15 protein-coding genes are annotated in these 20,516 nt (G+C 61.0%); 11 read left to right on the forward strand and 4 right to left on the reverse strand.

Features of this window, described 5'->3' with window-relative positions:
- Positions 1 to 46: 46 nt before the first annotated feature.
- Both GXP70_RS02775 and GXP70_RS02780 read left to right on the forward strand, forming a co-directional pair.
- A complete protein-coding gene (locus GXP70_RS02775) occupies positions 47 to 973 on the forward strand; it encodes a helix-turn-helix domain-containing protein (RefSeq protein ID WP_162355056.1) in 927 nt (308 codons plus the stop codon).
- Between the two features lie 127 nt (positions 974 to 1,100).
- On the forward strand, positions 1,101 to 4,727 hold the full coding sequence (locus GXP70_RS02780; RefSeq protein WP_162355057.1) for an Npt1/Npt2 family nucleotide transporter: 3,627 nt from the start codon (positions 1,101 to 1,103) through the stop codon (positions 4,725 to 4,727).
- Between the two features lie 4 nt (positions 4,728 to 4,731).
- On the opposite strand, the gene GXP70_RS02785 is transcribed toward GXP70_RS02780, so the two are convergent.
- Positions 4,732 to 5,100 carry a GNAT family N-acetyltransferase gene (locus tag GXP70_RS02785; RefSeq protein ID WP_225442641.1) on the reverse strand — a complete coding sequence of 123 codons (369 nt, stop codon included), beginning with the start codon at positions 5,098 to 5,100 and terminating at the stop codon, positions 4,732 to 4,734.
- 296 nt (positions 5,101 to 5,396) lie between these two features.
- On the opposite strand from GXP70_RS02785, the gene GXP70_RS02790 reads away from it, so the two are divergent.
- The 9 genes from GXP70_RS02790 (at position 5,397) to GXP70_RS02830 (ending at position 16,989) form a co-directional block, all read left to right on the forward strand.
- On the forward strand, positions 5,397 to 6,068 hold the full coding sequence (locus tag GXP70_RS02790; protein ID WP_162355058.1) for a 2OG-Fe(II) oxygenase: 672 nt from the start codon (positions 5,397 to 5,399) through the stop codon (positions 6,066 to 6,068).
- 184 nt (positions 6,069 to 6,252) lie between these two features.
- Positions 6,253 to 7,002 carry an HAD family hydrolase gene (locus tag GXP70_RS02795; RefSeq protein WP_162355059.1) on the forward strand — a complete coding sequence of 250 codons (750 nt, stop codon included), beginning with the start codon at positions 6,253 to 6,255 and terminating at the stop codon, positions 7,000 to 7,002.
- 323 nt (positions 7,003 to 7,325) lie between these two features.
- Positions 7,326 to 8,780: a polysaccharide deacetylase family protein gene (locus tag GXP70_RS02800; RefSeq protein ID WP_162355060.1), complete on the forward strand. Its 1,455-nt coding sequence runs from the start codon at positions 7,326 to 7,328 to the stop codon at positions 8,778 to 8,780.
- A 53-nt stretch (positions 8,781 to 8,833) separates the two neighbouring features.
- Entirely contained in the window at positions 8,834 to 10,288 is a 1,455-nt protein-coding gene (locus tag GXP70_RS02805) for a polysaccharide deacetylase family protein (protein WP_162360264.1), read from the forward strand.
- Between the two features lie 18 nt (positions 10,289 to 10,306).
- The gene (locus GXP70_RS02810; protein ID WP_162355061.1) at positions 10,307 to 11,650 is read left to right on the forward strand and encodes a nucleotide sugar dehydrogenase; all 1,344 of its coding nucleotides are present in this window, start codon (positions 10,307 to 10,309) and stop codon (positions 11,648 to 11,650) included.
- A 27-nt stretch (positions 11,651 to 11,677) separates the two neighbouring features.
- Positions 11,678 to 13,591 carry a glycosyltransferase family 2 protein gene (locus GXP70_RS02815; protein ID WP_162355062.1) on the forward strand — a complete coding sequence of 638 codons (1,914 nt, stop codon included), beginning with the start codon at positions 11,678 to 11,680 and terminating at the stop codon, positions 13,589 to 13,591.
- Between the two features lie 38 nt (positions 13,592 to 13,629).
- Positions 13,630 to 15,402 carry a polysaccharide deacetylase family protein gene (locus GXP70_RS02820; RefSeq protein WP_162355063.1) on the forward strand — a complete coding sequence of 591 codons (1,773 nt, stop codon included), beginning with the start codon at positions 13,630 to 13,632 and terminating at the stop codon, positions 15,400 to 15,402.
- A 31-nt stretch (positions 15,403 to 15,433) separates the two neighbouring features.
- A complete protein-coding gene (locus GXP70_RS02825) occupies positions 15,434 to 16,531 on the forward strand; it encodes a glycoside hydrolase family 18 protein (RefSeq protein ID WP_162355064.1) in 1,098 nt (365 codons plus the stop codon).
- A 128-nt stretch (positions 16,532 to 16,659) separates the two neighbouring features.
- Positions 16,660 to 16,989 (forward strand): GNAT family N-acetyltransferase, encoded by a 330-nt coding sequence (locus GXP70_RS02830; RefSeq protein ID WP_162355065.1) that lies wholly within the window; start codon positions 16,660 to 16,662, stop codon positions 16,987 to 16,989.
- Between the two features lie 112 nt (positions 16,990 to 17,101).
- On the opposite strand, the gene GXP70_RS02835 is transcribed toward GXP70_RS02830, so the two are convergent.
- From GXP70_RS02835 to udk, 3 genes are all read right to left on the reverse strand, one after another.
- Positions 17,102 to 17,512 (reverse strand): GNAT family N-acetyltransferase, encoded by a 411-nt coding sequence (locus GXP70_RS02835; RefSeq protein ID WP_162355066.1) that lies wholly within the window; start codon positions 17,510 to 17,512, stop codon positions 17,102 to 17,104.
- 108 nt (positions 17,513 to 17,620) lie between these two features.
- The gene (locus GXP70_RS02840) at positions 17,621 to 19,348 is read right to left on the reverse strand and encodes a P-loop NTPase family protein (protein WP_162355067.1); all 1,728 of its coding nucleotides are present in this window, start codon (positions 19,346 to 19,348) and stop codon (positions 17,621 to 17,623) included.
- Positions 19,349 to 19,871: 523 nt separating this feature from the next.
- Positions 19,872 to 20,489 (reverse strand): uridine kinase, encoded by a 618-nt coding sequence (gene udk, locus GXP70_RS02845; RefSeq protein ID WP_162355068.1) that lies wholly within the window; start codon positions 20,487 to 20,489, stop codon positions 19,872 to 19,874.
- Positions 20,490 to 20,516: the final 27 nt, after the last annotated feature.

The raw sequence follows: 20,516 nt of genomic DNA on the forward strand, positions 1-20,516 counted from the left end.
TCAATAGTTAACCGAATGAGACATCCCGAGAGCGAAGGAAGCGTGCATGAAGATGGAGAAAGGGACCGCGAAGGAGATCGGGAAGGAGAAGGCCGCCGATTGGGCCAAGGGGCTGCGTCATTTCCCGAACCGGAAAGCCGAAGCGCATTTCTACGGTGCGCAGATGGGGAGCGTGCCGGACGGATGGGCCTGCCGGCGGCATCTGCATCATATGATGTTCGAGCTTAATCTGGTGATGGAGGGGACGCAGCTGGCCGAGGTCGGCGGCACGGTCTACCGGCAGGGCAAGGAGCATCTCATTCTTGTGCCGCCGATGATGCTGCATTCGTATCGGGCGGAGGGGGCGTTCGCTTTCTTCGTCATGCATGTGCAGGTCGACGATCCCGTGTTCCTGAACAAGCTGAACCGCGCGAAATTATTCCTGATGTCGCCGGAGCAGGAGCTGAACCGGCTGCTGCTGCCGGAGGTACGGCGCATCATGGCGCTCGTGCAGGATTCTGCGGCATCCAAAACGCAGCTATTTCGCAGCCTCTACGCGATCATGGAGCTGCTGGAATCGTCCCTTGCGACGCAGGAGGACGACGGCTCCGACGCCGACGTGCTGCCGATCCGCATCGCCAAGGCGATCGAGTCGCTCGTCGCGGAGCGTCATGCCGAGGAGGCCATTGCGGCCGGCTGGATGGAGGCGCTCGCGGAACGGCTCGGCTTCAGCCGGCGCCACTGCTACCGCGTGTTCCGGGACGCGTACAGCCTGTCGCCGCGCCAATATTTGGCGGTGCTGCGGCAGCAGGAAGCGATGCATCTGCTCATGGGCGGCGAGTTGGGCGTCGAGGAGGTCGCGCGGCGCATCGGCTACGACAACGTGCAGAGCTTCATCCGCCAGTTCGTGAAGTGGACGGGCGTGACGCCGGGAGCGTTCCGCAGGCAGCGCGCGGGCGAAACCGTGTATTTGACGCCGCTGGAGCTGGAGTGAGATGGGACGGGGAGCCGAACCGTAGGTCGCAAGCCGCATTTTTTTCTGCCGCCCCGGAAGGAAAACGCTTCCGGCATAGGGAATAGTTAGAGCCATTAACTATGCTTATGAAACGGGGCGTTACCGCATGATGAAACGTTTTGCCGGCAGCCGGCTCGGAGCCGCTATGGGGCGGCTGACGGCGGATGGGGGCGAGTACCGCAAGGTCGCGCTGCTGTTCGTCTATTTGTTGTTCGTCGTATCGGCGTCGACGGTGGGGAGGACGGCGGCGGACGCGCTGTTCCTGTCCCGGTTCGACTCGTCGGTATTGTCCAAAATGTACCTCCCGCAAGCGGCCTCGCTCATCCTGGCCGGCCTGCTCTTCCAGCGGTACAGTCCGCGCGTGCGCATCGATCGGCTGATCCAGGGACTCATCCCCGCCGTGACGCTGCTCGTCGTCCTGACGCGGATCGGGGCGGGGCTCGGGCATAACTGGATGTTCCCGGTCATTTACGTATCGTACGACGTGTTCAATTTCCTGATGATCGTCTGTTTCTGGCAGTTTGCGCCGTCGGTGCTGGATCAGCGCAAGGTCAAGCGGACAATCGGGCTTGTCGGCAGCGGCGGCATTACGGGTAGCATTCTGAGCGGCTTCGGGCTGAAGGTCATCGTGCCGCTCGTCGGCACGGCGAATTTGATCTACTTCTACGCCGGCCTGCAGCTGATGGCGCTCGGCGCCGTCATCCTGCTCGTGCGGATCAGCGGCGATCCCGCCGAGACGTTCGCGCAGACGGATAAGAAGGCGCAGGCGTCCGCGTCCGCCAAGCCGAAGCGCCGGCAAGCGAAGGAGACGGGGAAGGACGGGCTCTTCGCTTCCGTGCCGCATCTGAAGTACGTGGCCGTGATGTCGGCGGCGCTCATTCTGGCGCTGACGTTCATCGATTATCAGTTCAAGGTCATCCTCGGGGGCGAATTGCAGAACGACGCGCTCGCCGGCTTCATGGGCAGCTTCTACGGCTGGGCCGGGCTGCTCGGGCTGTTCGTGCAGGTGTTCGTCGCGGGACGCCTGCTGACCCGGTTCGGGGTGATGGCCGCGATCCTCGTCTTCCCCGTCGTCCTGTTCGCGGGCAGCCTCGGGGTGCTGTTCATGCCGATGCTCGCCACCGCCGTCCTGGTCAAAGGCAGCGACAAGGTCGTCGGCGACACGATTAACGCGTCCGTGAACCAGCTCATCATGTTCCCGATTCCGCCGAAATGGCGCAACCGGGCCAAAAGCTTCCTCGACGGCATCGTGCGCAACGGGGCCAAGGGGCTGGCCGCGATCAGCCTGATCGCGCTGTCCCCGCTGCTCTCGGCACGGGAATTCAGCTTCCTGATTCTGGCGCTGCTCGTCGTCTGCATCGCCGCGGCGATCAAAGTCAAAGGCGCGTATTTGGCGACGCTGCTGTCCACGCTGCAGAAGGATGGCGCGAAGCTGGACGAGTCCGGGCTCGATTTCATGGATCCGGCAAGCCGAGGCCTGCTCGAGTCGGCGCTGCGAAGCCCGGACAGGCAGCAGACGCTGTACGCGCTGCGGATTCTCCGCGGCCTGGAAGGGTTCGACCTGTCGCCGCATCTTCCGTATCTGCTCCGCCATCCGGAGCGGGAGGTCGCCGTACAGACGCTGCGGCACGTGGAGCGCACGAAGCCGGCAGGCATGGAGCCGGAGCTGTACGCGCTGGTGCAGGCAGCCGCAGGCGAGGCGAGACCGCAGGCGCTGCTTGCGCTGACGGCTTACGCGCAGGAGGATTACCTGGACGCGGTCAGCGTTTACTTGGACGCAGCGGATCTGGAATTGAAATCCGCCGCCATTGCGGGGCTGATCAAGTACTACGGCATCGAGGGCATGTTCCGCGCGGTCGGCGCCTTGAAGCCGCTGCTCGAGAGCACGGACGAGGGGGAGCGAAGCGCCGTGGCGGCGCTGTTCGGACGCATCGGCATCAAGGAGTTCTATAAGCCGCTCATCCCGCTGCTGCAGGACGCCTCGCCCCGGGTCAAACGATTGGCGCTGCGGTCGGCGGGCGCCCTGCAGGTGCCCGAGCTCGTGCCGTATCTGGTGGCGCGGCTGCAGCAAGGGGCAACGCGCAAGGACGCGATCGACGCGCTGGCCGCGTACGACGAGCGGACGATCGTGCCGCTGCTCGCGCCGTATTTCGACGGGGATCATCAAGCGCTGCACTTGCCGAAGGCGTTCGAGCGTCTGGCGACGCAGGCGGCCTTCGACATGCTGCTGTCGCGCTATCCGCTCTCCGGTCTCGAGCTGCGGAACCGGCTGCTGGAAGCGCTTGTCCGCATCGGTCGCGGCATCGGTCCCGCGACCGGGAAGCAGGCGGCCGCGATCGAAGGGCTTGCCGCCGCCGAAATGGAGCTGTACTGGCAGCTGACGGAACGGCTTGTCGGACTGAACGCGGCCGAGCCCTACCGGGAAGCGGCGGATGCGGCTTCGCAGGTGCGGGAACGAACGGTATGGCGGATCTTCCAGCTGCTCGCGCTCGTTCACGGTACCGCGACGATTCAGGCCGTCTATGCGAATTGGACGGAAGGCGACGCGCGGCAGCAGGCCAACGCGATGGAAGTGATGGATCAGCTGACGACCGGGGCGATTCGGATGGAGCTGGCGCGAATCATGACGGCGCCGTCCGAGGCGGCAGGCGCCGCGCGCACGGAGGCGCAGTTGTCGGAGCAGCTGGCTTGGCTTGCGAAGCAGGACGACCCATGGCTGCGCCAGACGATTGCGTATGCGGTCGAGCCCGGCGCTTCGGCGGCGCTTCGGGATCATATGGCGCGCATCGGCATGCTGCGCGGGTTCTCGCTCTTCCAGGGGTTGACGAGCCGCGAGCTGTCGGCCTTGGCGGACAAGCTGTCGCCGGTCGAGGCGCAGCGCGGCGCGACGCTCTTCCGCGCGGCGGATGAAGGCAACTCGCTGTATCTGATCCGCGCCGGCCGGGTCGGCATTTATCGGGCTGGCGAGATGCTTGCGGAGCGGGGCGCCGGCGAGTCGCTCGGACAGTCCGGCATCCTCATTCGCCGGGAGCGCACGGCGGATGCGGTCGCGGAGACGGACAGTTCGCTATGGCGGCTGGACGCCGACGACTTCTACGAGGTCATGTTCGACCGCTCGTCCATCGCCATCGAGATGATGAAGCTGCTCTCCCGCAGGCTGCGCGCGGCGATCGACGGGCAGCGGCAGGCGGGCGCGAGCGTGAAGCCGGCGCCGGCGGCGCAAGGGACGGCGGCGCAAGGGGCGGCAGAGGCCGCCGAGGCGCAGATCGCGACGGCCGTTCAGGCCGCTGCGGCTTCCGCGCTCGAAGCCGGGGAAGGGGAGGATTCGCTGCTGCGGCGCGTGCTGATCCTGCAGAAGATCGACCTGTTCGCCCTGTTATCCCAGGACGATATCGTGCGTCTGGCGCAGATGGTCGACGAGGTGGAATACGCGCCGGGCGAGGCTGTCTGCCGGGTCGGCGACTACGGCGACATGCTGTACGGGATTATCGAGGGCACCGTCCGCGTGCATCGCGGCGGAGAGACGCTCGCTCATCTGGGCGAGGGCGACTGCTTCGGGGAGATGGCGATCATCGACAGCGGCCCGCGTTCGGCGGATTGCACGGCGACGGAGCCGACGGTGCTGCTTCAGCTGCACAAGGACCAGGTGTTCTCGCTCTGCTTCCAGAACATCGACGTGCTGCGCAGCATGCTGCAGGTGATGGGCGACCGCCTGAAGGGAATGATCGGCTAGGCGGTTACGCCTTGCCGGACAGCTCCTTGATGTACCAAGCATCGCACGCGAAATGCTCCGAGCCGGCAAGCGGCGCTGCCAGCGGGACGAATCCGTGCTTCGCGTAGAAGCGGTTCGCGGCGGCCATCGCGGTCAATGTCTCCAGGTAGCAGCGCCGATAACGGCGCTGCGCGAACGATAGCGCGGCAGTCAGCAGAAGGGCGGCCGCGCCCGTTCCTCTCATGCGGGGCAGCAGGTACATTTTCTGCAGCTCGCAGACTTCGCGGGAACCGGCGAACGGCGCGATCCCGCAGCCGCCGACCACCGCTCCTTCATCCTCGACGACCCAATACGCGCTCCCTTCCGCGGCATAGTAGCCGGATAATCGGCTCAAGCTCTCGTCTTCCTAGGCGAGGCCGGCCCGATTGGCCCCGAACTCGATCAGGCAGCTGCGGATAATGCGTTCGATGGCCGGGTCGTCGCTTGGCAGCAAGGGACGAATCAACATGGATATTCCTTCTTTCCGTATGTCATTTATCCTTCCGGATCACCCGGCGGCGATCCTGCCTGCCGTGCCGGAAGGATTTTTCGCTTAGCGCGAAGAATCCTATATGTATACGATTAGCTAAGCGGAAAGCCTGCATATTCATGACTTCCTTGGTATTCCATCCCGAATGGAGGACAAAGCGAATGATCGTGCAAGAGCAGACGATATTGCAAGCAAGCGGCAACCGGATCCGGACAAAGGATCGGGACATTCCGATCGTCGCGCGCATCGGAGAACCCCTGGTGCTGGTGCTGGACAATGTCCTGAGCGGCGGCGAGTGCGATGCCTTGATCGCGCTGGCGCAGGGGCGCGTGCGGCGCGCCCGAATCGGGCCGGCCCGGGCCGAGAGCGAAATCCGTACCGGGAGCGGCGTCTTCCTGGAGGAAGGCGAGGACGACGTCATCCGGCGCATTGAAGAACGGCTGGCCGAGCTGATGAACGTCCCTCTTCCGCATGCGGAGCCGCTGCAAATTTTACACTATCGGGCTGGCGAATGCTACCGCCCGCATGTCGATTATTTCACGTCCGGCAACGCGGTCAATAATCGCATCAGCACGCTCGTGATGTATTTGAACGATGCGGAAGAGGGCGGCGAGACATGGTTTCCTTCCTTGCGGCTGGCTGTCGCTCCGCGGAAAGGCAGCGCCGTCTATTTCGAATATTTTTATCAGGACGAGCGGCTGAACGAGCTGACGCTTCATGCGGGCATGCCGGTGGCGGCCGGAGAGAAATGGGTTGCGACCCAGTGGATGCGGCGGCAGCGCTACCGGCAGGAGGAGCTCGCTCCCCGGCAGGAGGTTCGGGAACCGGATTGACGACAAGCGAGAGATGGACAAGAGGGCTCTATCCGGCCGCCCGGCCTGGAGGAGCCCTCTTCGTGCTGCCCGGAGTTCGCTTCCGCTGCGTCGGCGGCGGGGGAGCGGGCGTTGTCCGGGCTGCCGCAATGGCGTATAGTGTGGGGAGACAGAAGACGAAGACGAGAACGAGGGAAACGAATCGATGAGAATAACCGACCGACGGGCCGTTTTTTTTGACGTAGACGATACGCTGTACGACCATTTGATTCCGTTCCGCAAGGCAGTGGAGCGGACGGCGGGACCGCTGGCTGCGCTTGGCGGATTTCCGTTCGAAGCGGCCTATCACCGCCTGCGGTATCATAGCGACATGCTGTCGCTGGAGCTTGGCGGCGCGGGCGCGATGGAATCGGGCGCGGCGACGGGCTATATGCGCATGCGCCGGTTTCAGCTGACGCTGGCGGAATTCGGCATTCCGCTGACCGAGGCGCAGGCGGAGGCGATGCAGGCGGCCTATATCGGCTGCCAGTACGAGATTACGATGTTCGAGGGCGCGCGCGAGCTGCTGGCGAAGCTCGCGGGCGAGGGCTGGATCGTCGGCCTGATCACGAACGGCGCGCCGAACCATCAGCAATGCAAGATCGACGCCATGCGGCTGGACGAGCTCGTGCCGCCGGAGCGGCGCTTCATATCCGGCGCGCTTGGCTGGGACAAGCCGGATCCGCGGCTCTTCCGGCATGTGAACGAGGCGACGGGCACGACGCCGGCCGACAGCGTCTACGTCGGCGACTCGTGGCGCAACGACGTCATCGGAGCGCTTGAGGCCGGCTGGCGCGTCATTTGGTTCAACCATCGGCGCGCGGCGCGCGAAAGCGGCCACGAGCCGACGCACGAGGCGGGCAATTACGCCGAGCTGGCTCGGCTGCTGCTGGGCAGACATCGGGCAGACGGGTAAAATACGTTGCGACAATGCAATAAGGCACCGGCGCATATTCATGCGGCAAGGTGCCTTTTTGCCGTTCGGAGAATCGCCAAGGAGCGACGAATTTCGAGCATGAGGACGGTATTGCCAGATGCGTTCCGTCCAGCTCAGGGTAAGAGAGGTTAGGTAATGGATAAAACTTGTAAAAAAATGGCGAAAAAAAACGTTACAAATCTATTTCGCTATTATATAATAGAGTGAATTAAAATAGTACTATAGGCCCATTAAAAATGGAATAAAATACAATAAAATGTGTTGGTGATGACGGTTTATGTCGTATTTTGAAGGAGAGTGTCATGAAACGCTTGAGAGCCATTTCGCTGCTGCTATTATCGGTTGCGCTCGTTGCCGGGTGCGCAGTTTTCAAGGGGAAGAGCGACAGGCGGTCCGCAAGCGATGCGCAGCTCGTTCAACCGAAAACCGTGAAGTACGCCGGTACGCCGAGCGATGCCGTGTCCATGGTCTACACTACCAAACGGGAGCTGGCGCTCACGTTCAACGGGATGGCCGACAAAGCCGCGATGAAGCGGCTTCTGGATCAGCTGGATACATACAAAATCAAGGCGACGTTCTTCCTGCCCGGCATGCGGGTGGCCGAGGAGCCGGACATTGCCAAGCTGATTCTGGCCAGAGGCCACGAGATCGAGAGCAACACGCTGAACCGGCTCGATATGAAAAAGTTGCCGTATGAACAGATCGTCAATGAAATCAAGCTGAGCCGCGACGTCATTCAGAAGAAGACGGGGGTTAAGCCGGTCTACGTGCGGACAATGCTCGGCGACTATACGGACAACGTCCGGCTCGCCGCCGCTCAGCAAGGCATGGAAGCGGTCATCGGAGCAAGCTTGTTTCTTCATAATTGGGAGAACGAAACCCCGCTGCAGAAGAGCAATTATATTCGCAAATATATTAACCGCGGCGGCATTATCGCCTTGGATACGCAGGAGAACAAGATCATCGCCGAGTCCGTGAAGCTGATCGCGGAAGGCGCGAAGAACGTCGGCTACCAGTTCGTCCGGCTGGACAAGCTTATGCGCGACGGGGGCAAGCGGAGGCCGCTGGAGCAAATCCCCGGCTGGAACGCGGCCAGGATCAATACGAATTACGCCGCGGCGACCTACAACGTCATGTACAACAAGCAGGACGATCCGAAGAAGGAAGTCGTGCTGTCTTTCGACGATTGGGGAACCGACTACACGATCACGAAGCTTCTGGACGTGCTGGCCGCTTACAAGGTCAAAGCGTCGTTCTTCCTTCGCGCCGACGGCGTGGAGAAGAATCCGAATTTGGCGCGGGCCATTGCCGAAGGCGGCCACGACGTGGGTAATCATACGTATTCCCATCCCGTAATCACGACCATCACTCCGGCGCAGATCCAGCAAGAGATCGTCAAGGCGCACAAGATCATTACGGAAGCGATCCAGCAGCAGCCGACGATGCTCTTCCGTCCGCCCACCGGCGTAGTCGACGAATCGACGCTGAAGGTCGTCGGCGCGACGGGCTATCGCAACATCGCCAATTTCGACGTCGACCCGGTCGATTTCAATCGGTCGCGAACGAGTGCGCAAATCCTGCAGACGGTCAAGGAAGACACCAAGAACGGCAGCGTCGTGCTCCTTCACATGTTGGACGATACCCAAACCATTCAAGCGTTGCCTTCTATTATCACAACGCTGCGCGGACAAGGCTATACGTTCGTGCGCATGTCGGAGCTAATGGGGCTCGCGCCAAACGGGCAGCAAACCTCTTAATACAGCATACAGCGCAAAGGAGTTTTTGGCACGTGCACAAAGGGAGAATCGGGATGCTCCGGCGCCGGGCGAGACGATCCGGCCGCTTGCTTGCCTCCGGTACCGCGATGCTGACGGTCGTCGGCATGCTCGCGGGATGCAACGGAACATTCGAAGAAGCGCCTGCCGCAGCGGATCAGGCGAAGAAGGCGCAGGTCGCGCGCTATGACGGACAGATGAGCCGGGGAATCGATTTCGTCTATACGGCCCGGAAGGAACTGTCCTTGACGTTCAACGGCATGGCCGACCCGGAGACGATGGACCGGCTGCTTGACCAGCTGGATGCTTCCGGCATCAAGGCGACGTTCTTCCTGCCTGGCATGCGGGTAGCGGAAGAGCCGGACATCGCCAAGGCGATCGCGGCCAGAGGCCACGAAATTGAGAGTAACACGCTGAATCGCCTCGATATGAGCAAGCTCTCCTACGAACAAGTGTATAACGAAATCAAGCTGAGCAACGACGTCATTCAGAAGAAGACGGGCATTACGCCGACGTACGTGCGCACGAAGTCGGGCGACTACACGGACGACGTCCGGCTGGCGGCCGCGCAGCTCGGCATGAAAGGCGTCGTCAGCTATAACATCAATCCGAAGGACAGGCAGATGCAAAGCGCAGCCGAAATCGGCAAGTACGTGGAACGTTTCATTATGCGAGGGGGCATCATCAATCTGGATACGGACGTGAATCCGCAGGTCATCGATGCGATCCCGTATATCGCGAAGGCGGCGTCGAATATCGGCTACAAGCTCATTCCCCTCCATGAGTTGATCGAGAACGGAGGAGAGCGCAAGCCGCTGGAGGAGATTCCGGGCTGGGACGCGGCCAAAATCAATCCCGATTTCAGCCACGCGGCCTATAAGCTGTATTACCGGAAAGACGGTGCGCCGACCAACCGAATCGCGCTTACGTTCGACGACTGGGGAACCGACAAGACGGTGACGAAGATTCTCGATATTCTGGCTGCGGAAGACGTGAAGGCGACCTTCTTCCTTCGCGCGAAGGGGACGGAAAGCAATCCGAACTTGGCAAGGGCCATGATCGAGGGCGGTCATGACGTCGCCAATCACTCGTACAGCCACCCCGTCGTGACGGAGATCTCTCCGGACAAGCTGCAGGCGGACATCGTCAAGGCGCATCAGGTCATCACGGAAGCCATTCAGCAGCAGCCGACGATGCTGTTCCGGCCGCCGACCGGGGTCGTGGACGATACGACCGCCAAAGCCATTGCCGCGGCGGGCTACCCCGACATCGCGATGTACGAAGTCACGACGCTTGACTGGGACGCGGCGCATAGCGCGGACGATATCGTGAAAGGCGTCATGAAGCAGACGACCGGAGGCAGCGTCATCCTGCTTCATATGCTTGACGATATTCATACGATCGAAGCATTGCCAACCGCAATCGGGCTGCTCAAGAAGAAAGGCTTCGTTTTTGTCAAAATGGCGGATTTGATCGGACTTACACGATAATTTGAGGAGCTGTTCTGGATGAACTTGAATTTGGTGGCTGCAGCAGAGCGACGGCTCTATGACCGGCTCGTGGACCGCGAGGAGCCGCTGGCGGTAATCGGCCTCGGTTACGTCGGCCTGCCGATCGCCGTGGCGTTCGCGGCAAAGGTCGACGTCGTCGGTTTCGACGTCAACGCGCAGAAGATCGCCGATTATCGGGCCGGCATCGACTCGACCGGCGATTTGGGCGATGACGCGCTCCGCGAATGCGGCGTGCATTTCACGTCGGACCCGGACGATCTTCATGACGTTCGTTTCTTCGTCGTCGCCGTGCCGACGCCCGTAATGAGCGGGAACGTGCCGAACCTGGCCTACGTGCAGGAAGCGAGCCGGCTCGTGGGCCGGAAGCTGAAGCAGGGCGCGGTCGTCGTGTACGAGTCGACGGTATATCCCGGCGTCACGGAAGAGATATGCGTGCCGGTTCTGGAAGCGGAGTCGGGCTTGAAGTGCGGCGTCGATTTCAAAGTCGGCTATTCGCCCGAGCGGATCAATCCGGGGGACAAGGTGCACCGGCTGGAGAATATCGTGAAGATCGTCTCCGGCATGGACGAGGAGACGCTGGATACCGTTGCCGATATGTACGGGCTAATCATCAAGGCCGGCGTGTACCGCGCGGAGAGCATCAAGGTCGCCGAGGCCGCCAAGGTCATCGAGAACGCGCAGCGGGATATCAATATTGCGTTCATGAACGAGCTGTCGATGCTGTTCAACACGATGGGCATCCATACCTCGTCCGTTCTGCGTGCGGCGGAAACGAAGTGGAACTTCCTGCCGTTCGCGCCGGGCCTCGTAGGCGGACACTGCATAGGCATCGATCCCTACTACTTGACGTACAAGGCCGAAGATACGGGCTATCATTCCAAAATCATTCTTGCCGGGCGGCATGTGAACGACGGCATGGGCAAATACGTCGCCCAGCAGATCATTAAGCTGCTTATGAAGCAGAAGCAGAACATGGCGCACGCGCGGATCGGATTGCTCGGGCTCTCCTACAAGGAGAACAGCTCCGATATCCGCAACACCAAAGTAACGGACATTATCAAAGAGCTCGTGGAATACGGCATTACGCCGCTTGTCTATGACCCTATGGTCGATCCACGGACGGCGTATCGCGAGTACGGGATCGAGCTGTCGCCATTATCCGCGTTCAAACAGCTGAACGCCGTTATCGTCGCCGTGCCGCACGCGCCGTTCAAGGACATGCGCGTATCCGATTTCGAGCCGTTCTATGATTTGAACGTCGAGAAGATTATGGTCGACGTGAGAGGGATTTATGAGCGAAGCGAATACGAGCGCAGCGGATTTCGTTACTGGAGTCTCTGAGTAATAAGGCGTTGAACCAGCCGCTGCATGCCGGGATCAGTGCTTCGCGAGGATGGGAGTAGAGTCATTGTGAATAAACGGAAGAAGAAGGACGTCGTCGAGGTGCTGACAGTGACGCGCGGCGATCGCCGGACCCTATCCAACGTGCCTGATCCCGAGCAGATCAGGACGCTGTCCGACCGGCGGGGGAGCAGGAACGGCGGGCCGGACGACGAACGCGATCAGGACTCCGCCAGCCAGCTGGAACGGCTTCGGCTGCTCAGCCTGCGGTATATCGCGGATTTCGACGTAACGATGATCGGCCCGCGCCAGAGGAAGAGGTCGGCTTCCCGCGGCAAGGCGAAGGATATTTCCTCGACCGGCATCCTCGTGACGCTGGAACGGGGCGACTATCCGTACATCGTCGGCCATATCGTCAATCTGCAGTTTCAAATCCCGCCCGGTACGATGCCGGAAGGCTTCGAATCGTCGGTCAATCTGAGCGCGACGCTCGTGCGGAAGTTCGTTCGCGAGGAAGACGGCCGGCAGCAAGAGATGCTGGCGTTCGAATTCGAGAAGCCGTTGACCAGTTATTTGCAGCGCAAACGGTGGGGATACTCGATCTACACGGCAAGCGGCGCCTTGTTCGTGGCGGTCTGCCTCGTCATGCTCATGCGCGTGGAGAGCGTGCTGTATTTCAAATACAATCTGCTGCTGTATCTGTACAGCCTGACGGCGGCGGCGTTTCTATTAAGCCGCTACCTGTTCGGGGCCCTATATCGGGAAGTGCCGATCGACCGGCATTATACGCCGGGCGTGTCGATCATCATACCGTGCTTCAACGAGGAAGCGTGGATTCACCGAACGATTCTCAGCTGCGTCAACCAGGACTACCCGATCGAGAAGCTGGAAATTATCGTCGTCGACGATAAGTCCAACGACCGGTCGGCCGAGCGCATTCGAGAGGTCGTGGAACTGGTCCATAAGGAGGCGGAGCGGTACGCGACCAAGGAGCGGGTCAAATTCCATGTCCTCGAGGTCAACGGCGGCAAACGCGTCGCGCTCGTCAAAGGCGTGGAAATGGCGAAGCATAACCTGGTCGTCTTCGTCGATTCCGACAGCTTCCTGGAACCGACCGCGATCCGGCATTTGGTCCAGCCGTTCCAGGATCCCCGGATGGGCGGGGTCGCGGGCCGCACGGACGTGGAGAACAAGTACACGAACACGATCACGAAGCTGCAGACCGTCCGCTATTACATCGCGTTCCGGATCATGAAAGCGGCGGAGTCTTATTTCGACAGCGTATCCTGTCTGTCGGGCCCGCTGTCCTGCTATCGCAAGGAATTGATTTTAAAGCATAAGGAAGCTTGGCTGAACCAGAAATTCCTGGGGCAGCCCGCGACGTTCGGCGACGACCGCAGCATGACGAATTTCATCCTTCGCACGCATCGGACCGGCTATCAGGATTCGGCGATCTGCTCCACCATCGTGCCGTCGGATACGGGCGTGTTCCTGAAGCAGCAGATGCGCTGGAAGCGCTCCTGGCTGCGCGAATCGCTGCGCGCCTGCGCCTTCATCTGGCGCAAGGAGCCGTTCATGGCGCTCTTCTTCTACGTCGGCTTCATCGTGCCGATCGCGGCGCCGATTATCGTGCTGTACAACCTCGGCTACGTGCCGATCGTGCATCACGTGTTCCCGGGGACGTTCCTGATGGGGCTGCTGATGATGGCGCTCCTCATGAGCCTGGCTCATCTCTTGTTCCGCAAGAGCAGGCTGTGGATCTTCGGCATCGTGTTCTGTCTCTTCTACGAGCTGGTGCTGCTGTGGCAAATGCCGGTCGCCTGGGTAACGTTCTGGAAATCGACCTGGGGGACGCGCGAGACGCCGCAGGATATCGAAGCCCGCGAACGCAGGGAAATGCGGAAGGGCAAAAATAAAAAGGGGATCGGCGTGGAGCGATAGATTCGGCGCCGGCGACTCTTAATGAGGGATGCAAGAAGATGGCGATTTGGAAACGGGAACGGGAACGGGATACGATCTTCGATTACCGTAGAAAAAACCGCAGGAAAGCAGTGAAAACGATCGTTCAGGCGGGCGTGATTCTTGCCGTGGCCGGGCTGGTCTACCAGGCCGTGTTCCATACGTCCGTCTACAGCGAGCCGAATGAAAGCAAGTGGACGAACGACAAGGGCTTCATCGCGCTGTCCTATTTCGGCGTCGGCCGCACGGGAACGCCGAAGCTGATTGCCAAGAGCGAGCTGAACCGGCAGTTGAAGGCGCTGCACGATCAAGGCTACCGGACGATTTCCCAGCAGGACGTGCTCGATTATTACAAGAAGGGGAAGCCGCTGCCGGACAAAGCGCTCTTCCTGTCCTTCGAGGACGGCCGCAACGATTCCGCGCTGTTCGCCGAACCGCTGCTGGAGAAGTACAACGACAAGGCGACCTTCCTGTCGTATGCGAGCAAGCTCGGCGACGGAGAGAACAAGTTCACGCAGGCCAAGGACATGCTGAAGATGCGGAAGTCGGGGTACTGGGAGCTCGGCAGCAACGGCTACCGCCTGTCGTACATCAACGTGTTCGATCGGACGGGGCAGTTCGAAGGCCAGATGACCGAAGGCCAAATGAAGAAGAAGAGCAAGATCGCGTATTATAACCATTACTTGATGGATTTCATCCGGGACGAGAACATGATCCCTTCCGAGGACCGCGAGCAGATGGAAGCGCGCGTCACGAAGGACTACGCTCTGATGCGGAAGGTCTATACGGATAAACTCGGCTTCATGCCGGGCTTGTACATGATCATGCACGCCAACTCGCTGCAGAACGGGAATAACCCGCTCGTGACGGACGTGAACGAGAAGAACATCGAAAGCTTGTTCAGCATGCATTTCGCCCGCGAAGGCGAGGCGTTCAACGGCAAGGAAGGCAGCGTCTATGATCTGACGCGGGTGCAGCCGCAGCCCTACTGGTCAACCAACCATCTGTTGATGAAGATCCGTAAGGACTCGGGACAGGCGATGACCTTCGTCGAAGGCAGCCAGGATCGCGCGTCCGACTGGGAAACCGCGGCGGGAGCGACGGAGTTCGACGAGAACCGGATCGTGCTGACGTCTCCTCCGGGGGGGAGCGGACTTGCGTTGTTGAGAGGCAGCGACGCCCTCGGCGACGTGTCGCTGACGGCGAAGCTCGGCGGCAATGTCGTCGGGAAGCAGAGCCTCTATGTGCGGTACGACAAGGCGCGGGATGCATACGTGCGCGTCATGCTTGCCGACAACGAGATCGCCGTGGAGCAGAAGAAGCCGGGGCAGGCCGCGGAACGGTTGTTCAGCGCCAAGCTCGGCGACGTGACATGGGACGAAGAGGACCTCTCGTATAACAAGGCCGCCGTCTACACGCAGGTGCAGACGCAGCAAGGGATTGCCGAGGATCCGGGCATTCCCGTCAATATCAAGAAGACGCGCAGCGTCGACGTCAAGCTCGCGGGCGGCAAGCTGAGCGTGAAGGTGGACGGCAAGACGCTGTTAAGCGGGCGCGCGATCGATGCCTCGCTCGCCAAGGGCGGCGTGGCGCTTGGCTCCGAGGCGAGCGCCTTGAACGTGAAGGACGATATTTACGACGGCCGGTTCACGGATGTGACAGTCAAGACCATCGACAAGAGCGGCGCGCCGAAGCCGTACTACCACGATACGAATGAAGGGCTGCAGCGCGTGACGAGCGCCGTGAAGCACGGCTTCAATACGACCGTGGACTGGTTCATTGACACATTTTGACGCTACGCTCGGAAAGGGAGGCATGGCTGGTTTGCGAAGAAGAAGCCGCTCCAGGCGGAAATCCGCGGCGGGACTGGCGATTGTCGCCGCCGCGATCGCGGTCTTCCTGCTGTACACGACGATCAAGGACCGATCCTCCGACAATCCGGCGCTCGGCGCGCCGCCCGTCCAGAGCGGGAGCGAGCTGCCGTTTACTTTGTCCGCGTGGATTGTCGACTGGCAATGGGAGGCGGGGATCGGCGATTTCGACGCGATCGCTTCGGGCCTTGATCATGTGCAGGCGTTCGCTGCTTATTTCGGCAGCAAGGACGAGTTGTATTTCACCGAGACAGACGGCCGGCTCCTGCCGGAAACGCTGGCTGCTGCCAGGCGCGGCGGGGTGACGGGCACGCAGCTCACCGTGGTGAACGATCGCTATACGGAGGACGGCTCCTCCTCCGAGGAGAAGGATCCTGCGCTCGTGCGAAGATTGATGCTTACGGGCGCCAGCCGCGGCAAGCATATGGATAACCTGCTCGCCGCGATGGACAACTACGGTTTCGAAGGACTGGAGCTGGATTACGAGAAGGTGCCTGACGGTACGTGGAACAATTATGCGCTGTTCATCCGCGAGCTCTACGCACGGCTGCACGAGCAGGGCAAGTCGCTGCGCGTCGTGCTGGAATCCCGCGCGCCGATCGAGAAGCTGCGGCTGCCGGAAGGGCCCGAATACGTCATGATGGCGTATAACCTCTATGGCGGCTTCAGCGGTCCGGGACCGAAGGCTGACGACAAGTTCATCGCGCGGCTGGCGAATCGCATGAAGGCGCTGCCCGGCGATAATGCCGTCGCGTTGTCGCTGGGCGGCTTCGATTGGTCGGCGAACGGGCAAGTGACGGCTTTGACCGAGGAGAAGGCCGCGGAGCTGTCGAGCGGCGCGCGGCAGCTCACGCGCGACGGCGCCAGCGGCAGTCTGTATTTCGACTATAAGGACGAAGCCGGCGCCGCCCATACGGTGTGGTACGCGGATTCGACGACATTGAAGCGCTGGATCGGCGTCGTACGCAAATCCGGCCTGCACAAGGTCGCGCTCTGGCGGCTCGGGGGATTGTCGGACGAGATGAGAACGGCCATACAGGAAGGCTTCTAAAGGTCTCTATGGCATCTAAGGCCATTAAGGCTTCTAAGGACTCAAATCCCGCGCAGACATGCATGAAATTCCTCCAGACGGGGTATAGAATAACAGGATTGTTTTTATTACGCCGGAGGTGGGACTGCATGAACGGGAACGGAAACGAGGATGAGGTCCGCTCGGGGAGCGGGTCTGCCGATGACATCGTCGCTGAGAAGCAGGGCAACGGCTACGTACTGAAGGGCCCGGAGGGCCAGGCAGGGGAGATTACGTACAGGCCGGCCGATGCGGCTACGTGGATACTGGACCACACGTATGTCGATCCGCGCTACCGCGGCGGCAATCTGGCGAAGCGGCTGCTCAATCTCGTCGTCGGCGAGGCGAGGGCGAAGGGGATCAAGATCATTCCGGCCTGCTCGTACGCGCTCGCGCAGTTCAGGCGCAATGCGGAATACGCGGATGTGTGGAAGCAGTAGCGGGTAAGGCCGAAATTAGGCGGATGGGGGAGAAGCGCCGGAATGGCAGCAGCGGCTGTCCTGCCGGCGCTTCTGTTGCATGCTTCGAGTTTCGAGTGCCGCGCTCCCGAATCTACTCGAGCGTCTTGATCAGCAGAATTTCCAGCGGCTCGTCCTGCAGCAGCAGGCAGCCCGCATCGCGGTAGCCGAGCTTCCGGTAGAAATGCTGCGCGTCCTCGTTCGCCAGCGTGGATGTCATGACAAGCTTGAACCCTTGCTGCTTCATGGCATGCTCCCAATGCATAACGGCTTGCTTGCCGAGGCCTTGTCCCCGGTACGGGGCATCCAGCCAGAGCATGTTCATGAAAGGCGTATTGTCCCAGAAGAAGCCGTATCGCAGCCAGCCGATGCGGCTTTCTTCGTCGTCCAGGAACAGGTAGATTTCGCCCGCTTGCAGCTTGGCCGCGATCAGCCTCTCGGCGAGGTGGCGGTCTCGTTCCCGGATGTATGCATAGTCGGATGCAGCGGCCGGCACGATCTTCATGGCTAATCCCTCCAATAGGTTGGCGTGGGAATTGTTCGCTCTGAGAGGATACGTTCACCATAGCACATTTCCCCTTTTCCTCCCAGCCGTTATGCGGCAGGCCGGCAGTCAGTCCGCTTCGGACGGCATCTTCGTAAACCGGTAATCGACCGGCCCGTCCAGCAGATCGGGCCCGGCAAGGCGGAACCCGTGCTCCTCGAATAGCAGCTGCATCGGCATGGACTGTACATGGAACCGTCCGGGGCCGGCCGCGATGAGCGGCGAGTTCGGCCAGGCATGCGGAAGCCCGTCCGCAATGAGCGTGCCGGCGTTCATGCGGATGATGCAGTCAGGCAGCCCTTCGGCCGTCGGGCGATAGCGCCCTGTAAGGCTCGCAAGGCTGAAGAGGCTGGTCGCCTCGCCGGCCTGCTTCAGGCCAAGCAAAATCTCCAGCTCCTCGTAATACCGAGGCCAGTCGCCCGCCGAATTATCGATGGCCAGCTTGACGCCCGACCATCCGGCGAATGCTTCATCCGCCAGTTCGCGATACGCTTCCCAGTACGCGACCAGGCCTTCGAAGCCTTCCAGGCCCCGCGCTTGCCCGTAGGCCGATCCGGCTGCGCCGCGAATCCAATTCGCCTCGGTATCCCCGCCTCTGCGACCGGTAATGCGGCGCAGCGCAGCCCCGACATCGCGCGGATAGAGATAGATCAGCCGCGGATTCAGGGGATGCAGGATCGCCCCGACTTCCCGGACATATCGCAGAATGTCCGCCGGCGCGGCATTGTAAGGGAACAGGCTCCACGTCAGATAACCGAGCAGGCAGCCGTCGATGACGACGGCCTCCGGCGCAGACTGCACGGCTGCGGCGAAGGCGCGCCATTGCGCGAGCGCCCTGTCGATGAGGCCGCCGAAATCGCCCCGTTCTAGCTCGCCGATCACCGCCTGCATGCCTTCGTAGTCGCTGTAGACGTAGACGGGATGGCCGCGCTGTTCTTCATACCACCATCGGCAAGCGATGCCGAGCTTGCCCATCGCCAGCGCGATATGCTGCGCGGCCGTCGATTTGCCCGAGCCGGGAATGCCTTCTACCAGAATGAGCTTGCACGAGACGGCTCGGAGCGACGCCCAGTGACGTTTAACGGCGCGATTGAACGCGATTCCGGCGCTTATAACGTCCAGCGCCTTCGTGACCGGCCGCTCCTGCGGGTAATACGCTCGAACGGCTGCGAGGAACCCGTTCATCTCGGCGGCGACGCCGGGCTCGCGGGCCAGCAGGGCGGCCGCTTCGAGCTTGTCCAGGCGCCATATCCGGAGGCCGTCCTTATGTAAGGCCGTTAATAATTGAAACGCCAGCGGCCACGCCTTCGTGCACATGAGGCGCGTGCTCCGTTCGATGCGCTCTTCGCCGTGATCCAGCAGTTGATGAGGATCGAAAGCGCGGTCAGGAACGAGTGCATCCAGGGAACGGACGGCATCGGCGTATAACTCGGCACCGGTCGCTTCGGGAACGGGCAATCGTCCGGCCAGCAGCTTGTAGGCGCCGGGCACCGGACCGGGATAAGGATTGGCGAGCGGCGAGACGACGCTGAATTGAATGTAACGGAAAGGGGCGACGTCAATAGCGGACAAGGCGAGATGGATCGCGATGCATTGTTCTGCAGGCAGCGTGCCTGCTTCGTTCAGGGCGGCATCCGCGACGTACAGGACGTAGTCGATATCGCTGCTGCCGGGGATAAAGCCGCCTTTCGCGGCCGAGCCCTGGAGGATTAACCCGATGAAGGAAGTGCCTGCATGCGTCAGCATGACTTCGCGAACGGCAGCATTAATGCGGTTAACGGTGCTTGTCAGTTCCATTTGCGTCACCTCATGGCTTGGGACTAGGTAAATTATGCCATTGTCCCAGAGTTGAGAGGAGCTGTCAATAAGCAATTGTGCGGGAAGGGGACTTGGGGAAGAACGGCGCACCAGGGACAGCTCTGAACCATAAAACCGCAAAGACCCAAGATAGGCAGACCTGGCTCTGCATCCTCTTGGGTCTTTTTGCATCCACCGCTTCCATCTTCGGCAGATTGTGGGCGATCGTAAGCCACCTGCTATCATTGGCAGGGTTGGGGAAACGGACAGGAGATCCTTTATTTGCTCATAGGCATCGCTGTTTCGCTCGCTGCCGGACAGGAGATTCGCTATTTATGCTGAAAGCCGTTTTTTTGCTGCATTCCGAAGCCAATAACGCATCCTGTTTCCGTTCGCTGCCTCCAAAACGGCGAATTCGATCAAATAGCGGATCCTCTGTCCGCCTGCCCATGTTTTAACGATGAATTATGGGACGGTCCCTTGTTCGTCATATATCGTTTACGCGGCTACGCGGCATAAGTCGCTAATTGAGCTTCAAGTATTTCTCCGTCAGCGTCGTCAGCAGCTCGATGCCGATCTGGTTCTCGCCGCCCTCGGGGATGATGATGTCGGCATATTTCTTCGACGGCTCGATGAACGCCTCGTGCATCGGCTTAACGGTGTCGAGGTACTGCTGATGGATCGACTGGATCGTCCGGCCGCGTTCCTCGATATCCCGCAGCACGCGGCGGAGAATGCGGACGTCGGGGTCGGTGTCGACGAATACCTTGATGTCGAGCAGCGGGCGCAGGTCTTCGTTCGACAGCACATGCAGCCCTTCGATGATGACGATCGGGTTCGGGCGCAGCTCGGCCGTTTCGGATTCGGAACGGGCGTGAACGGTGAAATCGTATACCGGCGCCTGCGCCGGACGGCCTTCGCGCAGCTGCCGTAGGTGTGCAATGAGCAGCTCGTTGTCGAATACGAGCGGATGGTCGTAGTTCAGCGCTTCCCGTTCGGCGAAGGTCAGATGCGGATGGTCTTTATAATAATTGTCCTGTGAAATAAACGTTACTTCTTCCGTGCCGAGCCGTTCGATGACGGAACGCGCAACGGTCGTTTTGCCGGAGCCGGTGCCCCCGGCGATCCCGATGATCAGCATTGTGCGGCGAAGCCTCCTTGGCGGTTC

Source organism: Paenibacillus lycopersici, from assembly GCF_010119935.1.
In the GTDB taxonomy this organism is placed as follows: Bacteria; Bacillota; Bacilli; order Paenibacillales; family Paenibacillaceae; genus Paenibacillus_Z; species Paenibacillus_Z lycopersici.